This window comes from Promicromonospora sp. NPDC090134 (genome assembly GCF_044746965.1).
GTDB lineage: Bacteria > Actinomycetota > Actinomycetes > Actinomycetales > Cellulomonadaceae > Promicromonospora.
In genome coordinates, this window is record NZ_JBIVCZ010000009.1 from 191181 (window position 1) to 215323 (window position 24143).

A 24143-nucleotide genomic window follows, 5' to 3' on the forward strand; every position below is an offset into this window, starting at 1 on the left:
GGGCACGTCGATTGACGGACACCGTCAACCGACGCCGTCGCCGGCCGGCTGGTCAGGAATGATCAGGGGGTGACGTTGAGGATCGACATCAGCGGCCTGCCGTCCGAGCGACTGCGGTTCGCCGCGTCCCCGCTGGCCGAGCTCACGGCGATGCTGCACGTGCTGGCCGAGCCCGGGCACCATCCGCGACACGCCCACTGGGCCGCGGACGTGTGGGCCGGGCTCCGGCCGGAGCTCGCCGAGCGGCTGCGGGAGGCGGAGTTTCTCTGGCGCTCCTCACGAGCCGATTTCCTGGTCCCCGCCCGTCCCCGGCCGACCCTCGTCGACGAGCTGGACGACGTGGACCGGATCGACGACGAGACGTACGTGACGTCCGCCCTCGTCACCACCTGCGGCAGCAACCGGGTCCACTTCGCGGGGCCGTCGCCGCTCGCCGACACGACCGCGCGCGAGCGGGCCCTGGACCTCGCCCAGGCCCGCGGCCCGCAGCAGGAAGCCTTCGCGGAACGCCTGCTCGCAGATCCGGTCGCCGTCCGCGCACGGGTACGCAGCACCCTCGAACAGTGCGCCGAAGCGTTCTTCGACGCCGCCTGGGCGGGTGTCGCCGTGCGACTCGCCACCGACCTGCGCCTGAAGAACGACCTGCTCAGGCGCCAGGGCACCGCGGCGGCGCTCGCCTCGGTCTCCGACGCGGTCACCCTGGCACCGGACGGCGACAGCATCGTCGTGGACAAGCTGCAGGACAACGCGACCGCGGCCCACGGCACCGGGCTCACCTTCGTCCCGAGCGTGTTCGGCCGCCCGCACCTGATGGTGGTCCATGCCCCCGGGTGGCAGCCGGTGGTGCAGTACCCGGTCGCCGAAGCGGGTCCGGCGGAGCCCGTCTCGCTGGAGACGGTCACGCTACGGCTGGAGGCGCTCGCACATCCGGTACGACTGCGGCTGCTGCGTACCCTGGCCCGCGGCCCGCACACCACGAGCGAGCTGGCCCATGCCTGGGAGCTCTCGCCCCCGGAGGTGTCCCGCCACCTCGCCGTCCTGCGCCGTGCCGGGCTGCTCACGGGCCGACGGCAAGGTCGCTACGTCCACTACACGCTCGACCGGTCGGCGATGACGACGCTGGGCACGGAACTGCTGTCGGCGGTGCTGCGGTGAGTGGTCCAGCACCCGGCCCGTGCGCGAGCGGCGCCGTCAGGCCGGCGCCGGGCCGAGGGACCGCAGCAGCCTGCCCATCTCGCCGTAGGCCTTGTTCCGGTACGCGACCAGCGCCTTCACCTGCTCCGGCGTGTAGTCCCGGGTCAGTCCCCTGCCGTTCTTCACGCCCTTGCGGTCGCCTGCGACGGCGTCCTTGATGAGGTCCGGTGTCGCGAGGCGTTCGCCGAAGTTCTCCTCGAACGTGCGGAACCCGCCGGCGTAGACGTCGAGCCCGGCCTGGTCGGCGATGGCGAACGGCCCGAAGAACCCGAGACGGAAACCGAAGGTGGTGCGCACCACCGTGTCGATGTCCTCGGGCGACGCGATGCCCTCCTCGGCGATCGACATGGCCTCCTTGAGCAGCACGTACTGCAGGCGGTTCAGGACGAACCCCGGCACGTCGGCCACGAGCGCACCCTGCCGGTCGGCCCGGGCCAGCAGCTCGCGCACGACCGGCACGACCTCCGGGTCGGTGCGTTCGCTGAGGACGAGCTCGACCCCGGGGATGAACGGGGCCGGGTTGGAGAAGTGCACGGTGAGGAACCGCTCCGGGTTCGCCACCGCCTCCACCAGTACTCGCGCGGGGATGGTCGAGGTGTTGCTGCCGATGATCGCGTCCGTGCGTGCGGCCGCCGAGATCCGGCCGAGCACGTCGTGCTTGACCTCGACCGACTCGAACACCGCCTCCTCGACGAAGTCGGCGTCCGCGACGGCCTCCTCGATCGACGCAGCGGTGGTCAGGTTGGCGCGGATCGTCTCGGTGGCGCCGGGGTCGTAGAGGCCCACGTCCTCGAACTCGCGCGCCTCCGCGAGCAGCCGCGCGTACGCGGCCTGCGTCGCCTCGGCCGAGACGTCCGCGATGACGACGGGCAGGCCCGCGAGCGCGAACGACTGCGCGATGCCCCCACCCATGTACCCGGCCCCCACGACGGCGACCGAACTGATGCTCGTGACCATGATGTCCTTCCTGAAAGCAGAACTGAGCAGCGATCTGAAACGTTTACCAACAGCAGTCAGCCGCAGGACGCCGGGTTCGGCGCCGGATCCCTCCCCGCGGCCGCGTCCTCGATCTCCCCGATCGCCATGACCTTGGGCGCGGACGGCGACGCCGGGTCGAACCGGTAGCCGAGCCACTCGCGGGTGAGCCGCCGGGCCAGCTCGATGCCCACGACGCGCTGACCGAAGCAGAGCACCTGCGCGTCGTTGGACAGGACCGCACGCTCGACCGAGAAGGAGTCGTGCGCGGTCACCGCACGCACTCCGGGCACCTTGTTGGCCGCGATCGCCACGCCGAGACCCGTACCGCACACGAGCAGGGCCCGGTCCGCCTCCCCGGCGCCGACCAGACGAGCCGCGGCGGCACCGACGTAGGGGTACGGGGTGTGGTCGTCGCTGCCGACGCCGACGTCGACCACCGAGGCGACCCGTTCGTCCGCCTCCAGGTCCCGCTTCAGGATCTCCTTGTACTCGTACCCGGCGTCGTCGCAGCCGATCACCAGTCGCAGGCCGTCCACCATCAGGATTCCACCTTCGAGGTCGTGGGCGCGGGGATGCCGGCCTCGGCACCCGCCTCGCCGAGCAGGAGGGCAAGGGACGTCGCCCCGGGGTCCGGGACGCCCAGGGACCTGGCCCCGAGCACCCGCGCGCGGCCCCGGCGGGCCGCGATGTCCTTCGTCGAGGCCGCGCCCTCGCGGGCGGCCTCGACCGTGGCCCGCCACCCGTCGGCGGGGGTCGCCCCCGCACCGGCGGCCGCAGTGAGCGCCTCGACGGCGGGGTGCAGCGCGTCCACCATCGTCTTGTCGCCGACGCGTGCGCCGCCGACCTCCTGCACCTGGTCCCGGGCCGCGGTGATCCCCGCGACGAGGTGGTCGAGGCCGACGCGGGCGTCCGCCGGGAGCACGTCGGCCAGTGCGAGCAGGCCCACGCCCCACAGCGCCCCCGACGTGCCGCCGGCCTTGTCCGCCCAGGCGTCGGCCGCGCGGCGCAGCACGGACGGCGCGTCCGCCCCGGCCGCGAGGGCGACGTCGGCCGCGTCGACGGCGGCGTCGATGCCGCGGCACATGCCCCGGCCGTGGTCGCCGTCCGCCGCCACGGCGTCGAGGTCACCCAGCATCTGCTCGGCGTCGTGCAGCGCGCCCTGGGCCCGGCGCAGGATGCCCGCCACCATGCCCGCCGCGGCGATCCCCTCGGGCGTGGTGGCCCGCACCAGCTCGGTCTCCGGCTCGGTGGGCAGCGGCGCGGGAACCGACGCGGGTGCGGGGCGCCACGCGCCGTGGTGGAACCCGGGCGTGTCGGCGGGTGCGAGCCACAGGCGCTCGAGCTCGTCGTCGAGCCACGTGACGGTCAGCGAGCAGCCGGCCATGTCCAGGCTGGTCACGTACTCGCCCACCAGGGGTGCGACGATCGTGACGCCGCGTTCCGCGAGCAGGTCGTGCACGCTGTCCCACAGGACGAACAGCTCCTCGTACTTGACCTCGCCGAGGCCGTTGAGCAGCACCGCGGCCCGCCCGTCCGCGTCGGCGGGGCGCTCGGCGAGCACCCGGTCGACCAGCTCGGCGGCGAGCGCCGCCGCCGTCGGCCTGGCCTCCTCGCCGACGCCGGGCTCGCCGTGAATGCCGAGCCCCCAGCCGGCCCTCCCCTGCTCCAGGCTGAACAGCGGGTGGTCGTGGCCCGGCAGCGTGCAGCCGTCGAACGCCACCCCGAAGGACTGCGTGCGTGCGTTGCCGCGCGCGGCGAGGCGGTTCACCTCCGCCAGGTCGGCTCCTTCCTCGGCGGCGGCTCCCGCGAGCTTGAAGACGACGAGGTCGCCGGCCACACCCCGCCGCTCGTGGGTACGGTCGGCCGGGGCGGACGCGACGTCGTCGGTCACCAGGAGGATCGTGACCTCGGTGCCCTGTGCCCGCAGCCGGCTGGCCGCGGCGCCGAAGTTGAGCACGTCGCCCGCGTAGTTCCCGAAGGTGACGAACACGCCGGCGCCGGCGTCGGCGGCGCGGCACACGTCGAGCACCTGGCGGGTGGACGGTGACGTGAAGATGTCGCCGCACACGGCGGCGTCGGCCAGGCCGTCGCCGACCAGCCCGGCGAAGGCCGGGTAGTGGCCCGATCCCCCGCCGACGACGACCGCCACCTTGCCGGGGCGGGTGCCCTCCGCGCGGGCGATCCCGCCGGGGACCTGGCGGAGCCGGCCGGGGTGGGCCTTGACGAGGCCGCGGAGGGCCTCGGGGACGAAGTCTTCCGGTCTGTTGTGGACGTAGGTCATCTCACCTGCACCTTTGCTCGGGGACCTGGTTGCTTGCTGACGAGGGTCACCGCCCGGCGCCCCGGAGCACCTCACGGATGTACTCCCGGTTGATGGCGGCGACGCCGAGGCTGTCCGACCCGTAGTGCTCGCACACGAAGACCCCCTCGAACCCCAGCTCGAGGGCCCGGCGGATCACGGCGCGATAGTTGACGACGCCCTGGACGAGCGGCGTCGGGTGCGTGGCGTACGAGCCCGTCGTCGGGTCCTCGTCACGCGTGTAGTTCTTGATGTGCCAGAAGTTGGTCAGAGGCAGGACCTTCTCGAACATCGTCGGGATGTCCTCGATCGGCCGGTGCAGGCGCACCAGGTTGCCCAGGTCGGGGTTGATGCCGACGTTGTCGCGGTCGACGTCCTGCACGAACCGCACCGCGAGGTCCGGGGTGCCGATGTACGTGTCCTCGTACATCTCGAGGCTGACCTGGACCCCGAGGTCGCGGGCGTGGTCGGCGAGCTCGCGGATGCGGCCCACGGCGAGGTCGTAGGCGTCCTTGTCGTCGAGGTCGTCGTGGTGCCCCTCGGCGAGCCAGAACCACAGGGCGCGCTCCTGGGCGGGCTTCAGCGCCTGCATGAAGCCGAAGTTGACGACCTCCGCGCCGAGCTCCGGGGCGCGGTCGATGATCGTGTGGCCGAAGCGCAGGTAGTCCTCGCCCCGCCCGGCGTCGATGACACTGCGCCGGGTGGTGGACACGGACGGGACCGACAGCCCCGTCTCCTTCAGCACGGCGAGCAGCTCGGCGAACCGCGCGTCGCTCAGCTCACCGATGGACAGCCAGGCGTCGGTGGGGTCGACGTGCGTGAAGCCCAGGTCGGCCACCTGCTGGAGCTGGGCCCGCCAGGCCTCGGCCGGCGCGTCCACGTTCGGGGTGCCGTCCGCCGTCGTCGACCCGAAGGACAGCATGTTGGCCGCGACGGGCCAGTTCTCGGCTGTGCGCATGTGTGATCTCCGTCGATCTGCGATGCCGGGCGGCATCGTGGTTCGGCCGCCGGGCGGATCGCCCGGCGGATGGTGCGGGTGTGGCGGGGCGCGGCCGACAGCGGCTCGGACCCGCGGGTGGTTCAGCCCTGCGTGTCCCGGAGCAGCTCGGTCCGGAGCAGCTCGGCCCGCGGCGCGGCGGTCGAGTCCCGGACGACGAACGTGGTGGCGATCTCGATGTGGTGGGAGTCGACGGGCCGGCCCTCGTGCAGCTGTTGCACGGTGAGCAGGGCCCGCCGGCCGATCTCCTCCAGCGGCTGCCGGACGGCGGTCAGGGGCGGGTTGGCCCACGACGCGAGCGGCGTGTCGTCGTAGGCCACGAGGCTGATGTCCTCCGGGACCCGCAGGCGGGCGCGCCGGGCCGCCTCCAGCACCCCCATCGCCTGCGCGTCGCTGCCCGCGAAGACCGCGGTGGGCGGGTCGGGACGCCGGAACCACCGCTCCGCGACCTGGACGGCCTGGTCGTGGTCGAAGCGGATCGGACGGACCAGCTCGGGCTCGATCTCCACGCCCTGCTGCCGGCAGTACGTGAGAAAGCCGTCCAGGCGCGCGACGGCGCTGAGGGACTCCGACGGCCCGGCCACCACCGCGATGTGCCGGTGCCCGAGCCGGACCAGGTGCTCCGCCGCGCTCCGCCCGCCGAGCCAGTTCGTGGACCCCACGGAGACCACGCCCTCCTCGGTGACGTCGAGCGGGTCGATCACCACGAGCGGGACGCGGGCACGGGCGAGGCTCGCGTAGACGTCCGGGCCGAGCCCGGAGGTGAGCACGATCGCACCCACCCGCTCGGCGGCGGCGAGCCGCTGGGCCCAGGCGGCGCTCGACTCCGGCACCCCGTTCGCGGACCTGCGGCGCACCCGCCCGACGACGACCTCCAGGCCCAGCTCCTCGGCCGCAAGCACCACGCCGCGCAGGATCTGCGACGCATAGGTGGTGTCCAGGGTGTCGACCATGAGCTCGACCGTGTGCGCCGTGGTGGTCCGGGAGGGCCCCCGGTACCCGAGCGCGGTGATCGCCGTCTCGACCCGTTCCCGGGTGTCCTCGGCGACGTCCGGCCGCCCGTTCACGACCTTGGACGCCGTGGCGGTGGACACCCCCGCGTGCGCGGCCACGGCCGAGAGGTTGGGGCGTGCCGGCCCGGTCTTCTTCGTCAAGGCTGCCTCCTCGTTCCGACCGTTTTATCGCCTGTCTCCGAAAAGTACAAGATGCCTTGCTTGCGCATCAGCCCTGCACAAGGGGGATCACGTCCCCCTTTTCCCTGAAAACCCGGGCCTGGAGCCGCACGTGGCGGGGTCGACGTTCCGAAACTTTTCGAACCGTCACCCCGCCTCGCACCGCCCTAGCCGCGCGCCGGGGTGACCGACAGCACCGACCACGCCGGCAGTTCGAGGTCGAGGTCGAGCACGCCGTCCCCGGACACCGTGAGGGTCGTGCTCCGCAGCGCGTCGGCGGCGTCCCGGAGCTCCGCCGTCTGCTTCCGGGTGAGGTTGAGCGGCTCCCCCATCCGGTGCCACGCCTCGGCCACGTTGCCGTGGTCCCAGTCGATCGACTCGACCGAGAACACGGCGCCCGGCGTGAGGCCCTCGACGGTGTGCCGGACCCGCCGGACGGGACCCCGCTCCGCCAGGCCCCGGGTGGCCGCGTAGGTGAGCTCGGACCCGACCCCCTGGCGGCCCATGTCGTCGGGGTAGTTGAAGAACACGGCGGAGACCTCGCGCGTCGCCGAGTCCCGCGTGATCGTCCCGTACTGCAGGGCCGCGAGGACCGTGTCGCCGAGCCGGGACAGCATCTCGAACGCGTGGAACGTCGGCTTGTGCAGACCCTGCTCGTTGACCATGCCGAACCCGCCGTGGAAGGGTCCGATGCCCGCGCCGCCCTCCTCGAACACGTCGGTGAACGTCCAGTACGAGACCGAGTCCGCGAGCGCCGCGCTCCGCAGGTAGGCGCGCGTGATGTAGGTGGCGGCGAACAGGGTGTCGTGGATCGAGTCGCGGCTGGACGGCGAGCTCGACCACTCGGTGATGTGCAGCTCGGCGTCGGGGAACGGGCTGCCGGCGATGAGCTTGCGGAGGGCGACCAGGTCGTCGTAGGTCGCGTCCACGTGGCGGCGGATGTGCCGCATCTGCCCGTTGGCCCCGAACGCGACGTCCGTCGGGTAGAGGTGGGTGGACAGGAAGTCGATGGGGACGTCGCGCGCGGCGCACCAGTCGATGAACTCCTCGATCCACACGGGCCGCCAGTCGAGGGCGTCGACGTCCTCCGCCTCGGCGGTCGCGTGCTCGACGGACCGGTCCTCCCACTCGCCCCGGTAGCGGTCGTCGGGCACGAAGACGCTCGTGGACGGTCCGCCCACCTTGAGCTCCCGGTCGATCTCCTTGATCGCCAGGGCCGTGGCCTCATAGAGCTCGAAGTACTGGGTCCGCGTCCCGGTCCAGAAGTGGGGCACGAGGTTGGGTTCGTTCCACACCTCGAACCGCCACTGCCGGACCTCGTCGAGGCCGTACCGCTCGATCCAGTGCGTCACGGTCGCGGTGACCAGCTCGACCCAGCGGGCCATGTCGGTGGGCGGGCTGCAGTGCGCCTTCCACCAGAACAGCGTCTCGGTCTCGGTGGCCAGCTCGCGCGGCATGAAGCCGAGCTCGACGAACGGGCGTGCGCCGGTCTCCAGGATGAAGTCGAACACCTTGTCGACGTAGCTGAACGTGTGCACCGGGGTGTCGAGCGGGACGGGCGGCCCGAAGCCGCCGCCGTCGTTGGCGCGGTAGACGAACATGTCGTCGTGGAACAGCCCGTGGAAGCGCACGAACCGTGCTCCCAGCCGCGTGACCGCCTCGCGGAAGTGAGCCTGCCAGTCGGCGCGCAGCGCCTCGTTGGCTCGTCCGGCGCCGACGCACTCGTTCCAGATGTGCCGCAGCGGGACGGCGGTGGTCGCCTCGCCGTCGATCGTCAGGCCGGAGGTCGTGTGGGTGTCCAAGGTTCTCCTCTGTCTTCTTCTCTACGTGTGGTTCGGGCGACGTGGGGTCCGGGCGACGTGGGGTCCGGGCGCGCCCCGACGGCGTCAGCCCTTGACGGCGCCGAGGCTGAGGCCGGACTGCCAGAAGCGCTGCAGCGAGATGAACGCGATGATCAGCGGGATGATCGTCAGCAGCGACGACGTGACGACGAGGTTCTGGAGCAGCTCGCCGTTGCCGGCCGTGGAGGCCAGCTTGTTCCACTGGTTGATGCCGACGGTCAGCGGGTACCAGTCGGGGTCCTTGAGCATGATCAGCGGCAGGAAGTAGTTGTTCCAGATCGACACGAACGAGAACAGCAGCACGGTCACGGTGGCCGGGACGAGCATCGGCAGCGCGATCTGCCAGAAGGTGCGGAACTCCCCCGCGCCGTCGATCTTCGCGGCCTCCAGCAGCCCGGTGGGGACGGCCTCCGCGGCGAACACCCACATGAGGTACAGCCCGAACGGGTTGAGGAACGACGGGATCAGCACCGCCCACGGCGTGTTCGTCAGGCCGAGCTGGGCGAACAGCAGGAACTGCGGGATGGCCAGGGCGATGCCCGGGACCGAGATGGCGCCGAGCACCACGAACAGGAAGACCCGCTTGCCGGTGAACTCCAGCTTGGCGAGCGCGTAGCCGCCCAGCGCGGCGAGGAACGTCGAGACGACCGCCCCGACGACCACGTACAGCACCGTGTTGAGCAGCCAGCGCGTGAAGATGCCGCCGTCGTAGGTGAAGACCTCGACGATGTTGTCGAAGAGCGCAAAGCGCTGGCCGAAGGAGAAGCCGAAGCTGGAGACGAAGTCGGCCTGGGACTTCGTGGAGTTGATCGTGAGCCAGATCAGCGGCACCAGGCAGTAGAGGGTGAACAGCCCCGTCAGGAAGGTCAGCGTGCCGCTCTTGCGGGGGTTGGCGAGGGTGTGCAGGCGCCCGCGGCGCGGGACACCGGCGGTGGTGGTCGTCATGAGAGGTCTCCGGCTGCTACTGGTCGAGGGCATTGCGCATGCCCCGGATCTGGACCGCGTACGCGATGGCGATGGTGAACGCGGCCATGACGAGGGCGAGTGCGGCCGCGTAGCCCTGCTGCGAGCCCGTGAACGCCAGGTTGAACGCGTACAGGTTGGGCGTGTAGTAGGTGGTGATCCCGCTGTTGGCCACCATCGACGGGAGGATCTGCGGCTCGTTGAAGATCTGGAACGTGCCGATGATCGAGAAGATGACGGTGATGACGAGGGAGCCGCGCAGCGCGGGCAGCTTGATCGCCCGGATCACCCGGAACTCCCCCGCGCCGTCGATCGCGGCCGCCTCGTACAGCTCCTGCGGCACGGCCTTCAGCACGCTGTCGAAGATCAGCATGTTGTAGCCGGTGAAGGCCCAGGTGACCATGATCCCGATCGAGATCAGCGTGGTGCTCGGCCGGAACGGGTCGATGTCGGTGCCGAGCCAGCCGTTGATGCTCCCGAAGAGCCCGTAGCGGACGCCGAGCATGAAGCCCCACATCAGGGTGGAGACGATGGCCGGCACGGCGTAGGGCAGGAAGATGGCCACCCGCATGAACCGCATGCCGCGCAGCCGCATCGAGTCCATCGCGAGCGCCAGCACCAGGGCCAGCACCAGCATGATCGGCACCTGGATCAGCGTGAACCAGACGACGCGGGAGACGCCGTCCCAGAACTGGGCGTCGCCGAACAGCTTGGTGTAGTTGGCCAGGCCCACGAACGACGATCCGCCGACCATCCGGTCCTGGAAAAGGCTGAGGTAGGCGGCGTAGGTGATCGGCACGATGAACACCAGGGCGAACAGGATCCCGAAGGGCGCCACGAACGCCCAGCCGATCTGTCGCGTGCGTCGCCGCCGGTACTGCTGCGGCGCCCCACCGGGCAGGGGCACGCTCGCCACCGCGGGGCGTGTCATGCGCTCCGTTGCGCTCATGACTGGTCCTTTCTCGTGTGTCGGTCGGGTGTCCGGCGGCGTCCCGCGCTCGCGCTGTCACGCGAGACGCCACCGGGGGGCGGTCAGTCGACCTGGAACCCCTGCTCGTTGCCGTACTCGACGGAGCGCTGCTCCCAGGTCTGCAGGACCTCTTCGAGCGAGCCCTCGCCCGAGGTGTAGAAGGGCGTGGCGATGTCGCCGTAGGTGCTGCGCGCCCACTCGAAGAACGGCGGGTACTGCCAGCCGACGGCGGCGATGTTCGAGGCCTCCGCGAGCACCTGGCCGGTCTTCTGGTCACCGAAGTAGGGGTTCTTCACGTCCTGGAACTCCGGGCTGTCCAGCACCGACTTGTTCGGCACGAACGCGCCGGCGTCGACGCGGGGCGGCAGGCCCTCGCCGTGCGTGAAGTACTCGAGGAACTTGTAGGCCGCCTCCTTGTTGGCCGCGGCCTCCGGGATCCCGAAGGACGAGCCACCGTTCTCGGCGCCGACCTTCTCGCCCTTCTCCCACTGCGGCATGAGGGCGACCCGGAAGTCGCCGGCGGCGTCCGGTGCGCGCTCGGGCAGGGTCGAGGTGAGCCAGCCGCCCATGTTCTGCGAGGCGAGCGTGCCGTCGTTGAGCGCGCGGTTCCAGTCGTCCGACCAGGCGCTGATCTTGGTGTTGACCAGATCCTCGTCGATCATCTTCTGCCAGAACGCGACCGCCTTCTGGGTCTCCGGGGCGGAGAAGTCGATGTGCACCGTGGTGCCGTCGACCTCGAACGGCCGACCGCCGGCCTGCCAGATCAGCGAGAGCAGGAAGAAGAGGTCGTTGGTGTCCTGGGTGATGTAGTAGTCGTCGCCCAGGGCCCGGATCTTCTTGGCGTCCTGGTAGTACTCGTCCCAGGTCGCCGGCGCCTCGTCGATCCCCGCCTTGGCGAAGGTCGCCTCGTTCCAGAACATCACGGCCGGCCCGAAGTCCGAGGGCAGGGCGTAGACGCCGTCGCCGATGGTCACGTTGTTCCAGGCCGACGGGACGTAGTCGTCCTCCAGCTCGGCGGCGCCCAGCGGGCCGAGGTCGGCGAGCTTGCCGGGGACGGCGAAGTACGGGACCGCGAAGTACTCGAACATCACGAGGTCCGGCACACCCGATCCGGCCTGGATCGCGTTGTCGAGCGCCTGGTACTCGTCGGAGGACGAGCCGGCGTTCACGACCTCGACCTCGATGCCGGGGTTGGCCTTCTCGAAGCCCGGGACCGCGAGCTCGACCGTGCCGTCCCAGCTCCACACCGTCAGCTTCACCGGCTGGTCGGCGCTGCCGCCACCGGCGCTCGCCGTGGTACCGCCCGCACCCGAGCACGCGGTCAGCGCGCCGGCCGTCGCGAGCGCGACGCCGACCGTCCACGCCTTGGTAAGAAGCCTCATCACCCTGTCCCTCCTCGTTGAGAGGTTGCGAAATAGTTTCGCAACTTTATCGATCAAGCACGGACTGTAGCGGCGACCGGATCAAGGCGTCAACGGTGGATTTCCTTTCGATGTCGTGCGATTCAGCCGATTGACGCCGTCCGAGCCGATCGATAGGCTCCGAAACAATTTCGACGAAGGGACACACCATGGCGGGCCGACCATCGAAGGAACGCGCGACGCTCGCCGACGTCGCACGACACGCCGGCGTCTCCACGGGCACGGCGTCCAAGGCGCTCAACGGGCGCCTCGACATCGCCGCCGACACGCGCGACCGCGTCCTCGCCGCTGTCGCCGCACTGGGCTACCGGCCCACAACGACCCAGTGGGAGCCGCCGGCCGCGCGCACCATCGCCGCGGTGTTCGACGTCCTGACCTCGCCCTATGTCGCCAACGTGCTGGACGGCGTCCTGGCCGCGGCCACGAGCGCCGAGACCAACCTCCTGGTGCGCGCGGCACCTGACCGCGCGGTGCGCGCCACCAAGGCTGCCGCCCGGGCGTGGGTGGCCGAGCAGAGGGAGTCCGGGGTGATCGGCATCGTCGGCATCACCCTCGCCAGGCCCAACGCCGTGCTCCAGGCCGCGAAGGAGGTCCGCATGCCGTTCGTCATGATCGACCCCGTCGACGTGGAGGCGCCCGGGACCGTCAGCGTCGGCTCGGCCAACTGGGCGGGCGGGCGCACCGCGACGGAGCACCTGCTGGACCTCGGGCACCGTCGCATCGGCTGGATCGGCGGCCCGGCGGCGTCGGCCGCCGCCCGGGAACGCCTGCACGGCTACCGGGCGGCCCTGGACTCCGCGGGCATCGAGCTGGAGCAGGACCTCGTCCGCAGCGACTCGTTCGCGATCGACACGGGCCTGGTGCACGGCCGCGCGCTGCTCGCACTGCCCGAACCGCCCACGGCGATCGTCACGGGCGACGACGAGATCGCCGTGGGCGTGCTCGCCGCGGCCCGGGAGCTGGACGTCCCGGTGCCCGGGCGGCTCAGCGTCGTGGGCTTCGACGACACGCCCCAGGCGGGCTGGACGTCGCCGCCGCTCACCTCGGTGCACCAGCCGCTGGCCGGGATGGGCCGCATGGCCGTCGAGACGCTGCTGACCATGGCGGACGGCGTCCAGCCCGCGTCACGGCACGTCCAGCTCGCCACCAGCCTGACCGTCCGCGACTCGACCGCACCACCGGCCCGCCGCCGGTAGGGCAGGCCGACGCAGCCGAACGCGCCCGGCGGGCGAAACCACGAGGGCACCGTTGACACCCGGCGCCATCCCCCCTACTTTATCGATAAATATCCCGGGGTGGCCGGCTGCTCAAGGAAGAGAACCAGTGACCGATCGACTAGGCAGACGCGCGGGCGAGCGTCGACTCGCGCACGACGATCCGGGCCGACATGACGGCCTCGACCACGTCGCCGTCCGGCGCCGCCCCCGTCTCGCCCGCCTCGACCCGCCGCAGCAGCAGCTCCATGATCCGCTCGGCCATCGAGTCGTTGTCAGGATCCATGGTGGTCAGGCGCGGAATGAGGTACTCCCCCTCCGCGTCGTTGTCGAAGCCGACCACCTGCACGTCCTCCGGGACGCGCAGCCCGACGTCGGCCAGCGCCCGCAGCGCGCCCATGGCCGCCGCGTCGGTCAGTGCGAAGGCGCCGTCGAACGCCACGCCGCCCCGATGCAGGCGCATCACCGCCTCGTAGCCGTCCTTCGTGGTGAACGAGGCGGCGTCCACGACGAGGCGCTCGTCGACCGGCACGCCGGCCTTGGCGTGCGCGCTGCGGTAACCGCGGCTGCGCAGGGTCGCCATGCTGTCGACGCCGCGGTCCGGGCGGCCGCCGATCAGGGCGATGCGCCGCGCGCCGTGCTCCACCAGGTGCGAGACCGCGAGCTCGGCGCCGCCGACGTTGTCCATCATCACGTGGTCGAACGAGCCGGCCAGCCGACGCTCACCGAGCAGGACCACCGGGACCTCGATGCCGGCCGCCCGCACGTCCGCGGTGTCGATCTGCACCGGGCTGAACACCACGCCCTCGTAGGGCCGCACCCGCTCGGGCGAGATCGCGTCGAGCTCGCCCTCCCTGCTGGCACCGGTCCGCTCGATGATGACGTGGTAGCCCCGCGAGTGCGCCAGCGTGTCCAGCCGCGCGGCGAGGTGCGAGTAGTACGGCCCGTCCAGGTGCGGCACCAGCAGCCCGATGGCGCCGCTCCGGCCCACGCGCAGCTGCCGCGCCGTGGCGTTCATCCGGTAGCCGAGCCGGGCCACCGCGTCGAGCACGCGGGCACGGGTGTCCTCACTAGCTCCCGGCCGCCCGTTGATGACATTCGAGACCGTCATCGTCGAGACGCCTGCTTCATGTGCCACGTCGCTCATCTTCACCACGCCGACCATCATGACACCCCGCGTCCGACGCCAGCGTCCGACCGTGCCGGTGTCACCCCGTGGCTCTGATCAAGGAGGATCCGAACCGCCGTGAAGCAGCTCCTGTACTCGAAGAGGCTCGCGCCCTATCTCTTCATCCTTCCCTTCCTCGTGACCCTCGCCGTCTTCTGGGTCGTCCCGCTGGGCCGGTCGTTCGTGATGAGCACCCAGGAGGTGCTCTACGGCCAGGCCACGTTCATCGGGCTCGACAACTACGAGCGGCTCTGGCAGGACCGCATCTTCTGGCAGGCCCTGTTCAACAGCCTGCGCTACATGGTCCTCACCCTCGTGCTGCTCATCCCGATCCCGCTCGCGCTGGCGGCGCTGATCAACTCGAACATCGGTAGCGCCCGCATCAAGGGGTTCTTCAAGGCGTCGATGTTCGTGCCCGCGCTGACCTCCGTCGTGGTGGCCGGCATCGTGTTCCGGCTCATCTTCGCGGAGTCCGACACCGCGATCATGAACCAGGTCGCCGAGTTCTTCGGCTTCGGCCCGGTCCGCTGGCTGCGCGGCGACGTCACCGGGCTCGTGGCCCTGCTGGCCATCGCCCTGTGGCGGTGGACCGGCGTGAACATGATGTATTTCCTGGCCGGCATGCAGGCGATCCCGACCGAGTACTACGAGGCCGCCTCCATCGACGGGGCGAGCAGGTTCCGCCAGTTCCTGCACATCACCGTCCCGAACCTGCGGCCGACCATCGTCTACGTCGTCACGATCAGCGTCTACGGCGGACTGGCGATGTTCCTCGAGAGCTTCATGCTCTACGCCGGCAACAACTCGCCCAACAACCAGGGCCTCACGGTCGTCGGATACCTCTACCGCAAGGGCATCGAGGAGAACGACCTGGGCTTCGCCTCTGCCGTCGGCGTGGTGCTGCTCGTCATCGTGATGACGATCAACATCTCCTACCTCGTCGCCAGCGGCACCTTCAAGAAGGAGGCCGCGTGATGGCCGCTCTCCAGGAACAGGACCGGGTGACGACCGCTCCTGCCACCGCCGTCCGACGCCGCCGCGGGCCGTCCGCGGCCGCGTGGATCCAGTCGGTCTTCCTTGTCGTGATGGCCCTGATCTCGCTCGTCCCGCTCCTGGCCATCTTCGTGGGCACCTTCCAGGACGGGAACGAGGTGATCCGGCGCGGCATGACCTTCGACGTCGACCTCGGCACGCTGAGCCTCGACAACTACGTCCTGCTGTTCACCGACTCGGGGCCCTACTTCCGCTGGTTCGCCAACACCCTCCTGCTGACGGTCGGGCAGGTCGCCGGGACCCTGCTGGTGAGCGCGTTCGTCGCCTACGGGTTCGCGATGTACGAGTTCAGGACCAAGACGCTGTGGTTCATCATGGTGCTCCTGGTCATGACCGTCCCGTTCGAGATGCTCATGCTGCCCCTGTACGTGCAGGTCAACGACATGGGGCTGGCCGACACCTACGTGGTGATCGCGCTCCCGTTCCTCGCGTCGGCCGTGACGATCTTCTTCTTTCGCCAGTACTTCCTGGGCATACCGAAGGAGATCCTCGAGGCCGGGCGCGTGGACGGCGTGAGCGAGTTCGGCATCTTCTTCCGGCTGGTCCTGCCGATCACCAAGCCGGCCATGGCCGCCATGGCGATCCTCAACGGGATGCTCTGCTGGAACAACTTCCTCTGGCCGCTGCTGGTGCTGCGCAGCCCGGAGAAGTTCACGCTGCCGATCGGCCTGAACACGCTCCTGACGCCCTACGGCAACAACTACGAGCTGCTGATCATCGGGGCCTTCTTCTCGCTGATCCCCGTCCTCATCCTCTTTCTCGCCTTCCAGCGCTTCTTCATCGAAGGAATCACCGCGGGAGCGGTCAAAGGCTGACCGCTCCTCAGATCGAACCTCAAGATCGAACGGAGAAAATACATGACCAGGCTACGGACGACGGTGTCCATGCTGACCGCCGCACTGGCGGTGACCGCGCTCGCCGCATGCGGCGGGAGCCAGCCCGAGGCACCCGTGAAGAACGCCGACGGCTCCACGACGCTGAACATGTGGACGTTCGCCGACGTGCACGCCACGTACTACGAGGAGATGGCCGAGCGGTGGAACGAGGCCAACCCCGACCAGGAGATCCAGCTCGAGGTCACCGTCTACCCCTACGACGACATGCACAACAAGCTGCAGCTCGCGGTGAACTCCGGTGAGGGACTGCCCGACGTCGTCGACATCGAGGTCAACAAGTTCGCCAACTTCGTCAAGGGCGACAACCCGCCCCTGCTGAACCTGACGGAGGCAGCGGCCCCGTACAAGGACGACGTCGTCCAGGCCCGCCTCGACCTGTACAGCAAGGACGGCAAGATCTACGGGTTCCCGACGCACGTCGGCGCGTTCACCACGTTCTACAACACGGAGGCGCTCGAGGGCGCCGGCATCGACTACACGACCATCAAGACCTGGGACGACTTCCAGGAGGCCGGGGTCAAGTACCACGAGGAGACCGGCAAGGCGTTCGGCGTCGCCAGCACCAGCGTCATGTTCCTCGAGCCCCTCATCACGGCGCAGCTCGGCGGGCAGTACATCGACGCCGACGGCAACGTGCAGGTGAACAGCCCCGAGGTCGTCGAGGCCCTCTCGATGATGAAAGACATGCAGGACGCCGGCGCCGTCTCCACGATCCCCGGCGGCAGCCCCGACTCCGAGGAGGCGTACGGCGCGATCAACGACGGCGACTACGCCGCGATCGTCTACCCCGCGTGGTACACGTCCCGGTTCGTCGACTACATGCCCGACCTCGCCGGCAAGGTGGCCATCGCCCCGGCACCGGTGCCCGACGACGCCGTCGTGCAGACCATCGGCGGCGGTGGCACCGGGGCGGCCGTCCCGGCCGTCTCGCCGAACAAGGACCTCGCCGCGCAGTGGCTCGCGTTCGCCAAGCTCTCCCCCGAGGCGAACGTCGCCGTGTGGGAGGTGCTGGGCTTCGACCCGGTGAACATGGCCGTCTGGGAGGACGAGGCCGTCACCAAGAACCCGGACAACAAGTTCAACAAGTACTTCCAGACCAACCTGTTCGACGTGCTGAACGAGGTCAAGGACGGCATCGGGCACTTCGAGTCGTTCAGCGACCCCAACTGGCCCACGGTCGACGACACGTTCCGCACGGTCACGCTCAACGAGATCTACGAGAACGGCACGCCGGTCCAGGAGGCCCTGGACCAGACCCAGGCCGACCTGCAGAACCAGCTCGGCCAGTAGGCCCCGACGTCTGATCGCGCAGGCGGGGCGGCCACCGCGGCCGTCGCCACGGCAGCCGCCCCGCCTGCGCGAGGCATGCCCTCAAGCACCAACCACCGAGGAGTACATCACTCATGCTGTCCGCAACCGTCACCATCGACCCGGCGTTCGTCGTCGGACCGGTGCGCCCCCGTACGTTCGGCTCGTTCGTCGAGCACCTGGGGCGCAGCGTCTACACGGGACTGCACGAGCCCGGCCACCCGACGGCGGACGCCGACGGGTTCCGGGGCGACGTCGTCGAGCTCACCCGTGAGCTGGGCGTCTCGACGGTGCGCTACCCCGGCGGCAACTTCGTCTCGGGCTACCGCTGGGAGGACGGGATCGGACCGGTCGAGCAGCGCCCCCGCCGCCTCGACCTCGCCTGGCACTCGACCGACCCCAACCTGGTGGGCGTCGACGAGTTCATGCGGTGGTGCGCCCGGACGGGCGTCGAGCCCATGATGGCCGTCAACCTCGGGACCCGCGGCGTCCAGGAGGCCCTCGACCTGCTGGAGTACTGCAACGTGCCGGGTGGCACCACGTGGAGCGACCTGCGCCGGGCCAACGGGGCCGAGGACCCGTACCGGATCAAGATGTGGTGCCTGGGCAACGAGATGGACGGCCCGTGGCAGATCGGCCACAAGACGGCGCAGGAGTACGGGCGGCTCGCGGCCGAGACCGCGCGGGCGATGCGCATGGTCGACCCCGACCTCGAGCTCGTGGCGTGCGGCTCGTCGGGCTCGCAGATGCCCACCTTCGGCGAGTGGGAGCACACGGTGCTCACCGAGGCCTACGAGCACGTCGACCACATCTCGGCGCACGCCTACTACTGGGAGGAGGACGGCGACCTCGCCTCCTTCCTGGCCTCCGCGGTGAACATGGACCACTTCGTCGACTCCGTCGCCGCGACGGCCGACGCCGTGCGCGCGGCGGGCAAGCACACCAAGCACATCCACGTGTCGTTCGACGAGTGGAACGTCTGGTACCAGCAGCGCGCGGAGTCGCGCCCGCCGTCGGGCGACGACTGGCCGGTGGCTCCGGTGCTGCTGGAGGACCGCTACAACGTGGCTGACGCCGTCGTGGTCGGCAACCTGCTCATCTCGCTGCTGCGGCACACCGACCGCGTCCACGCCGCGTCGCTGGCCCAGCTCGTCAACGTCATCGCGCCGATCATGACCGAGCCCGGCGGGCGGTCCTGGCGGCAGACGACGTTCCACCCCTTCGCGCTCACCGCGCGGCACGCGGCCGGTGAGGTGCTGCGCCTGGCGGTGGACGCGCCGGTGCAGGAGACGGCGAAGTTCGGCCCGGTCCCGGTGCTCGACGCGGTCGCCACCCACGACACGGAGACCGGCGCCGTCGTCGTGCTCGCGGTGAACCGGTCGCTCACCCAGGACGTGGCGCTCGACGTGGACCTGCGTGGCTTCCCCGGGCTCCGGGTGGTCGAGGCGCTCACGCTGTCCAACCCCGACCACACGTGGTCGGCCACGGCCGACGACGCCACGTCGGTGCTGCCGCGCACGAACACGACGGCCAAGGTCTCCGACGACCGCGCGCACGTCGACCTGCCGCCCGTCTCCTGGTCGATGATCCGGTTCGAGCGGGTCTGACCAGGAGCGCACCGGCGGCGCGTCCTCTCGCCGCGCTCACGCTGACGAGAGGACGCGCCGCCTGCTCCCGGGCTAGCGCTGGAGCGTCAGCAACCCCGGCCGGTACGGGAGCAGGCCGTAGTCACCGCCGGAACTGGGCGACCGGCCCTGGTACAGGAGCTGCAGGTTGCACGGGTTGACCGTCATGGTCTGGTCCGCGGTGGTCCGGAGCAGCTCACCATGGCTGATGTCGTTGGTCCAGGTGGCACCGCTGTTGGCCTTGCCGGCGAACGGGTTGCTCTCCGTCGCGGCCTGCGGTGTCCACGACCCGGAGAGGCTGTTCGCCGTGAACGAGCGGAAGTACCGTCCGTTGGTGCCGATCGCCTCGACGATCATCAGGTACTTGTTCTGGTCCTGGAGCTTGTAGACCTGGACGGCCTCGAACAGGTTGTTCGTGGTGTCGCTCATGATGGTCTCGTAGGAGCTGCCGAAGCTGCCCGGGAAGTTGCCGATCGGCATGCTCGCCCGGTAGATCTTGCCGTTGTCCCCGGCGAAGAACAGGTACATGTTCGTGCCGTCGCCGATGAGCGCCTGGTCGATGGGCCCGGTGCCGGAGCCGGAGATCGATCCGGTGAACAGCGGGCTGGCGGCCGACCAGCCGTTCGCGTTCGTGGGGTCGCTGGAGGTCCGGTACATGAACGGTGCCGGCCCCCACTGGTAGGCCAGCACCCAGACGTTCCGCGGCGCGAAGTAGAAGAGCGTCGGGGCCACCGTCGCGGACGACATCGTGTTCTGCGTGGCGCCGGCCATGCTCGACCAGTTGCTGAAGGGGCTGAAGTTCATCGAGCCCCACGACGTGCCCGTGTCGTGCGTCGTCGCATAGACGAGCTGCTGACCGTTGTAGGGCGCCACGGTGAAGTCCTTGAGCGAGACCCAACCCGCCTTCGGCGTGGCCAGGACCCCGGTGGAGGTCCAGCGGTAGGTCGACGGCAGGTCGCAGGTCGACGTCGCGTTGCTCACGAGCGAGGCGTCGTCGAGGTAGATCCCGTCGGTGCCCGCCGCCGTCTCCACGTAGAACGAGGCGGACGACAGCGTCCCGGACCAGGACACCGTCGCCGTGCCGGTCAGCTGCGTCCAGCCCGAGGAGCTCACCGCGCCCTGGGCGAGGTTGACGTAGCTCGTCGAGCCGCCCGCGGTCACGGCCAGCGTGACCCGGCCGGTCGGCGTCCCGCTCTGGGAACGCACCCACACGCTCGCCGTGTAGCTGGTGTTGTTGGTGAGCACGGACGTCACGGTCTGGGCCGGGCCGTTCCACGCCGCGGTGCGACCGGTCCGCAGCAGCGACCGGGTTCCGCCATGGACCGGGCTCGTGCTGGACGTCACCGTTCCGGCGCCGAAGGCCGACCAGCCGGTCGTACCGTTCTCCAGGTCCCCGTTCGTGAGCAGGTTGCTGCTCGCCGCGGCCGCCGGTGGGACCTCGGCGGGCCCTGCGACTGCCGGGACCAGCACCAGGGCCGTGGCCAGCCCGAGCACGAGACGTGCGATGGACTTCCTCATCCTTCGCTCCTTTGCCTGTCGGGGCGCGGCCGCCGTCGGCTGCGCCTGGGCATTGCGTGCTGCCGCTGCCGACGGTGCGGTCGGCACCGTGGCTCCGGGGAACCTGCAGCGCGGGCCAGGACGTGTGAGCGCTAACATCGTTGTTGCGGGAAGGCACGCGGGCAGCGGCAGATTTATCGATACAGTAGCGGGTGCCTCGCGCTGCGTACAGGTCCGGCACGTACCCGGCCAACCGACATCTGGTCGACAACAACGCCGGTCAGACCGACATCCTCGATGGATCCGTACAGTCAGGGTCGGTTCGGGTCGGAATGCACCACCATGAAGAGCGACCAGGCGGGTGCGGCCGGGTCGTCCGGGCGGGCGGCGAACTCGTCCAGCAGATCCTTGAGCCGGGTGCGGAACTCCTCCATCTGCGGCGGTGGCAGGCGCAGCGCCATCCTGGTGCCCTCGGCCGCGGTCGCGGGGACGAGGGCGAGTTCCTCCAGGAACGCGTCGAGCATCGACCGGTCCAGCGCGGGCGCTTCGAGGTGCCAGCTCTTGCGTGTCGCCAGATACGGGATCTCTCGTGCGCCGCGCGCGCCGCGCCGCTCTTCCTGCGCCTCCAGGAACCCGGTGCGGACCAGCGTCCTGGTGTGGTGCAGCACGCTGGCCGGGTCTCGGCCGAGGATCGCCGCGATCTCCTTGTTCGTGTGCGGCTCCTGCACGCAGATGCGCAGGATGCGCAGGCGGAGGGCGGAGGCGAGTGCCTTCGCCTCCGCGTCGGTCGCCGGCCGGCGTTCGGTCATGACCAGCAGCCTACTGAAGAGCGGGCAGCCCGTTGACGGGCGGGGCCATAAGTGATTGACAAACCCCAATCACTCGTCCAGAGTGCTGCCGTGCGCTTCATCTCCTGGGGATCCGCGGATCTCCCGCCACGCCCACCGGCGCCCGAACAATCGAGGTCAACCATGCCGAACCGTCCCGGAACGACCGGCGGGATCGCCGCCCCCGAGAGCCCCGAAGGACAGGCGGACGCCCCGCCGAACCGGCGGACGGTGTCCTGGGTCAGTCCCGTCGAGGCTCCCCCGGGGCCCGGGGAGAGGGTGAACGACTACGACAGCTTCGCCGAGGCGTACGCGGCCGAGAACGAGACGAGCCTCCTCAACGCCTACTACGCGCGCCCCGCGATCGTGGACCTGGCCGGCGACGTGGCGGGCCGCCGGATCCTCGACGCCGGCTGCGGCGCCGGCCCCGTGGCCGAGGTCCTGCGCGAGCGGGGCGCCGTCGTCGCCGGCTTCGACTCCAGCGCCGGGATGCTGGAGCTGGCCCGGCGGCGCCTCGGCGACGGTGTGGTGCTGGAACGGGCCGAGCTGGGCGGCCCGCTGCCCTTCGCCGACGCCGGGTTCGACGACGTCGTCGCTTCCCTGGTCCTGCACTATCTGGAGGACTGGACGACGGCCCTGGCCGAACTGCGGCGCGTGCTGAAGCCCGGCGGCCGCCTCATCGGGTCCGTCCACCACCCCTTCGTCAGCCATCTGACGGCACCGCCCGGAACGGACTACTTCGCGACCCGCTCCACCTCCCAGTGGTGGGAACTCGGCGGCACCAAGAACCTGATGACCTTCTGGGACCGGCCGCTGCACGCGATCACCGACGCGTTCACCGCGGCCGGGTTCCGGATCGACGTCATCAGCGAACCGGCCCCGGGACCCGGCGCCCGTGAACGGTTCCCGGAGGTCTTCGCGCAGAAGGAGTCGGGCAAGTTTCTGTGCTTCCTGTTCTTCGTTCTCACGAAGGCATGAGCTCCGCCCGGAGGGGCGGGCTGTCGGCTCAGGAGCCGGCCTCACGCACGCCTCGAACGGCGTCGCCGACGTCGAGGACCATGACGCCGTCGACCTTCTCGATGGTGCCCTCTCCGAAGCGGACCCACAGCGGGTAGGCCCCGCCGCCGCGGGCGAAGGTGACCTTCTGCGAGGAGGCCGGGCTCGGGGCGGAATCGAGCTCCACCACGATGTCCGGACCGACATCGTCGGTGGATCCCTACACCTGGGCTCACGGCCAGGAGGTCCCCGCGGGCGCCGCAGAGAAGTTGACCACCAGCGCATCCCGGAGCACCGGACGCTTGTCGGCCACGTTCCCGTACGCCCGGCGCGCGCTCGGCCAGGGCCGTGACGAGCTGCTCGCGCCGACGGCGGACGGCGGTGTGGCGGCGTCCGACCAACCCTGAACCGGCCTGCTCACACCCCGGAGGGGGACCCCGCCCGCTGGATCCCGGAGAGCAGGATGCCGGCGAGCATGTCGGCATAGTCGCCGGGATCGACGCGATCGCCACGACGATCTCGCCGGGCTCGCCTGCGACGAAGGAGGCGCTGGTCACGGAGGACCTGTCACGGCGTCGCGCGCCTCGGCCGCAGAGGACCGTGCGGCGCTCAGCCGATGCTGTCCGCCGCAGCTCGCAGGGCGGCCAGCTCGTCCTGGTCGGACAGCCGGGCGACCGCGGCGATGTCGCAGATGTAGCGGCGGCGTTCCGCGGGGATCGCCTCGGCGAGCCGCGCCGGGTCCTCCCGCAGGACCCGGTAGATCTCCAGGCCTGCCGCGTAGAACAGGTCGACGAGCTTCGGCTCGCCGACGGCGTTGCGCAGCACGTTGCCGGGGTTGTGGTCCAGCCCGCCCCAGAACGGGATGGACCGGGCGGCCTCGGCGTCGAGCTGCTCCGCCTTCCTGCGGACCACGGTGATCGGGTCGTCCGGCGCGGCGGTGTTCCAGCGGTCGACGACGGCCTCCGCCTCCGCCTGCTGGACCGGCGTCAGGAACTCCATCACGGTGATGCGGCCCCCGCCTGCCAAGGGGGCGTCGAGCTCGATGCGCGGCAGGAGCGGATGCCCCTCCAGGGAGCGGCACAGCTCGACGAAGACCCCGTAGGCCGGCTCGAACGGGCTGACCCTGGCGACGAGCGCGCCGTCGGGCGACCGCCAGACGGTGGCCCAGTCCCCGAGGCCGCACACGTTCCAGCCGCCGGCAAGGAGAAGGCCGGAGGCCTCGCGGTGCGGCAGGCCGCGCAGGGCGTCGACATCGAAGGAGCTCACGCCCGGCAGCCTAGAAGGGGCCGCCCTGCGTTCCCAGGGAATACTCGCAGGAAGAGTCCTGGTCACCCGCGGCGCCGAGAGATTCGGCTACGGTCCGGGTGACGTTCGAACCAGTCCACGACGAACGGGCACACGGCCTCGACGGAGCGGTCGCCCCGCTCCTCGAGCACGGCAACGGCCCGGTCCGTCAGCTCACCGGCATATCCGTGCCCGCGGAAGGCGGGCTCCGTGAAGGTGGCGGTGAAGGCGACCGTGGCGCCGTCGTCCCGGTACTCGAGCGTGCTGACCAGGTCCTCGCCGAGATACAGGGCGTACCGGGAGTTCTCCTCGTCGTCGGTGAAGCGCAGTTCCTCGGTGTCACGCGCAGGGGGCCCTGTCAGGCCCCCGTCCGGAAGGGACTCTGGTTCGCGGGTGCTGTCGTCCATAGCGTCGGTAACCGCTCGTCGGTGCCGACTATT

General features: G+C 70.4%; 22 protein-coding genes. 7 read left to right on the forward strand and 15 right to left on the reverse strand.

Annotated elements, in window-relative coordinates:
* Positions 1 to 69 precede the first annotated feature (69 nt).
* Entirely contained in the window at positions 70 to 1155 is a 1086-nt protein-coding gene (locus tag ACIPN7_RS22900) for a DUF5937 family protein (protein ID WP_400547731.1), read from the forward strand.
* 36 nt (positions 1156 to 1191) lie between these two features.
* Here ACIPN7_RS22900 and ACIPN7_RS22905 read toward each other — a convergent pair whose 3' ends face one another.
* The 9 genes from ACIPN7_RS22905 to ACIPN7_RS22945 all read right to left on the reverse strand — a co-directional run bounded on the left by ACIPN7_RS22905 (position 1192) and on the right by ACIPN7_RS22945 (position 11796).
* Positions 1192 to 2151, reverse strand: a complete 960-nt coding sequence (locus tag ACIPN7_RS22905; protein ID WP_400547734.1) for a 3-hydroxyacyl-CoA dehydrogenase family protein — start codon at positions 2149 to 2151, stop codon at positions 1192 to 1194.
* Positions 2152 to 2207: 56 nt separating this feature from the next.
* Positions 2208 to 2711 (reverse strand): ribose-5-phosphate isomerase, encoded by a 504-nt coding sequence (locus ACIPN7_RS22910; protein ID WP_400547737.1) that lies wholly within the window; start codon positions 2709 to 2711, stop codon positions 2208 to 2210.
* On the reverse strand, positions 2711 to 4453 hold the full coding sequence (locus tag ACIPN7_RS22915; RefSeq protein ID WP_400547740.1) for a dihydroxyacetone kinase family protein: 1743 nt from the start codon (positions 4451 to 4453) through the stop codon (positions 2711 to 2713). Before ACIPN7_RS22915 ends, ACIPN7_RS22910 begins: the two co-directional genes overlap by 1 nt.
* Before the next feature lie 46 nt (positions 4454 to 4499).
* Positions 4500 to 5429 carry a sugar phosphate isomerase/epimerase family protein gene (locus ACIPN7_RS22920; protein ID WP_400547743.1) on the reverse strand — a complete coding sequence of 310 codons (930 nt, stop codon included), beginning with the start codon at positions 5427 to 5429 and terminating at the stop codon, positions 4500 to 4502.
* Between the two features lie 122 nt (positions 5430 to 5551).
* Positions 5552 to 6622: a LacI family DNA-binding transcriptional regulator gene (locus tag ACIPN7_RS22925; RefSeq protein WP_400547746.1), complete on the reverse strand. Its 1071-nt coding sequence runs from the start codon at positions 6620 to 6622 to the stop codon at positions 5552 to 5554.
* Between the two features lie 185 nt (positions 6623 to 6807).
* Complete coding sequence (locus ACIPN7_RS22930) at positions 6808 to 8442, reverse strand: beta-xylosidase (protein ID WP_400547749.1); 1635 nt, start codon at positions 8440 to 8442, stop codon at positions 6808 to 6810.
* 84 nt (positions 8443 to 8526) lie between these two features.
* Complete coding sequence (locus ACIPN7_RS22935) at positions 8527 to 9426, reverse strand: carbohydrate ABC transporter permease (protein WP_377250853.1); 900 nt, start codon at positions 9424 to 9426, stop codon at positions 8527 to 8529.
* Positions 9427 to 9442: 16 nt separating this feature from the next.
* A complete protein-coding gene (locus ACIPN7_RS22940; RefSeq protein ID WP_400547752.1) occupies positions 9443 to 10393 on the reverse strand; it encodes a carbohydrate ABC transporter permease in 951 nt (316 codons plus the stop codon).
* 83 nt (positions 10394 to 10476) lie between these two features.
* On the reverse strand, positions 10477 to 11796 hold the full coding sequence (locus ACIPN7_RS22945) for an ABC transporter substrate-binding protein (RefSeq protein WP_400548083.1): 1320 nt from the start codon (positions 11794 to 11796) through the stop codon (positions 10477 to 10479).
* A gap of 188 nt (positions 11797 to 11984) precedes the next feature.
* Between ACIPN7_RS22945 and ACIPN7_RS22950 the strand changes: the two genes are divergently transcribed.
* On the forward strand, positions 11985 to 13031 hold the full coding sequence (locus tag ACIPN7_RS22950) for a LacI family DNA-binding transcriptional regulator (protein ID WP_400547755.1): 1047 nt from the start codon (positions 11985 to 11987) through the stop codon (positions 13029 to 13031).
* 139 nt (positions 13032 to 13170) lie between these two features.
* Here ACIPN7_RS22950 and ACIPN7_RS22955 read toward each other — a convergent pair whose 3' ends face one another.
* Positions 13171 to 14187 carry a LacI family DNA-binding transcriptional regulator gene (locus ACIPN7_RS22955; protein WP_400547758.1) on the reverse strand — a complete coding sequence of 339 codons (1017 nt, stop codon included), beginning with the start codon at positions 14185 to 14187 and terminating at the stop codon, positions 13171 to 13173.
* A 108-nt stretch (positions 14188 to 14295) separates the two neighbouring features.
* Here ACIPN7_RS22955 and ACIPN7_RS22960 point away from each other — a divergent pair, with 108 nt between their 5' ends.
* The 4 genes from ACIPN7_RS22960 to ACIPN7_RS22975 all read left to right on the forward strand — a co-directional run bounded on the left by ACIPN7_RS22960 (position 14296) and on the right by ACIPN7_RS22975 (position 19081).
* Positions 14296 to 15192 (forward strand): carbohydrate ABC transporter permease, encoded by an 897-nt coding sequence (locus ACIPN7_RS22960; RefSeq protein ID WP_400547761.1) that lies wholly within the window; start codon positions 14296 to 14298, stop codon positions 15190 to 15192.
* Positions 15192 to 16085, forward strand: a complete 894-nt coding sequence (locus ACIPN7_RS22965; RefSeq protein ID WP_400547764.1) for a carbohydrate ABC transporter permease — start codon at positions 15192 to 15194, stop codon at positions 16083 to 16085. The genes ACIPN7_RS22960 and ACIPN7_RS22965 overlap by 1 nt, the downstream gene beginning before the upstream one ends.
* Positions 16086 to 16127: 42 nt before the next feature.
* The gene (locus ACIPN7_RS22970) at positions 16128 to 17456 is read left to right on the forward strand and encodes an ABC transporter substrate-binding protein (RefSeq protein ID WP_400547767.1); all 1329 of its coding nucleotides are present in this window, start codon (positions 16128 to 16130) and stop codon (positions 17454 to 17456) included.
* A 113-nt stretch (positions 17457 to 17569) separates the two neighbouring features.
* Positions 17570 to 19081 (forward strand): alpha-N-arabinofuranosidase, encoded by a 1512-nt coding sequence (locus ACIPN7_RS22975; protein WP_400547770.1) that lies wholly within the window; start codon positions 17570 to 17572, stop codon positions 19079 to 19081.
* 72 nt (positions 19082 to 19153) lie between these two features.
* Here ACIPN7_RS22975 and ACIPN7_RS22980 read toward each other — a convergent pair whose 3' ends face one another.
* Together ACIPN7_RS22980 and ACIPN7_RS22985 are read right to left on the reverse strand one after the other, a co-directional pair.
* Positions 19154 to 20617, reverse strand: coding sequence for a non-reducing end alpha-L-arabinofuranosidase family hydrolase (locus ACIPN7_RS22980; protein WP_400547773.1), 1464 nt, complete (start codon positions 20615 to 20617; stop codon positions 19154 to 19156).
* Positions 20618 to 20907: 290 nt separating this feature from the next.
* Entirely contained in the window at positions 20908 to 21405 is a 498-nt protein-coding gene (locus ACIPN7_RS22985) for an ArsR/SmtB family transcription factor (RefSeq protein ID WP_400547776.1), read from the reverse strand.
* 249 nt (positions 21406 to 21654) lie between these two features.
* On the opposite strand from ACIPN7_RS22985, the gene ACIPN7_RS22990 reads away from it, so the two are divergent.
* Entirely contained in the window at positions 21655 to 22401 is a 747-nt protein-coding gene (locus tag ACIPN7_RS22990) for a methyltransferase domain-containing protein (protein WP_400548086.1), read from the forward strand.
* 28 nt (positions 22402 to 22429) lie between these two features.
* Here the strand turns inward: ACIPN7_RS22990 and ACIPN7_RS22995 are convergent, their stop codons facing one another.
* From ACIPN7_RS22995 to ACIPN7_RS23005, 3 genes are all read right to left on the reverse strand, one after another.
* Positions 22430 to 22606 carry a hypothetical protein gene (locus ACIPN7_RS22995; RefSeq protein WP_400547779.1) on the reverse strand — a complete coding sequence of 59 codons (177 nt, stop codon included), beginning with the start codon at positions 22604 to 22606 and terminating at the stop codon, positions 22430 to 22432.
* Positions 22607 to 23028: 422 nt separating this feature from the next.
* Positions 23029 to 23685, reverse strand: a complete 657-nt coding sequence (locus tag ACIPN7_RS23000; protein ID WP_400547782.1) for a hypothetical protein — start codon at positions 23683 to 23685, stop codon at positions 23029 to 23031.
* A gap of 62 nt (positions 23686 to 23747) precedes the next feature.
* Positions 23748 to 24110, reverse strand: a complete 363-nt coding sequence (locus tag ACIPN7_RS23005) for a GNAT family N-acetyltransferase (RefSeq protein ID WP_400547785.1) — start codon at positions 24108 to 24110, stop codon at positions 23748 to 23750.
* Positions 24111 to 24143: the final 33 nt, after the last annotated feature.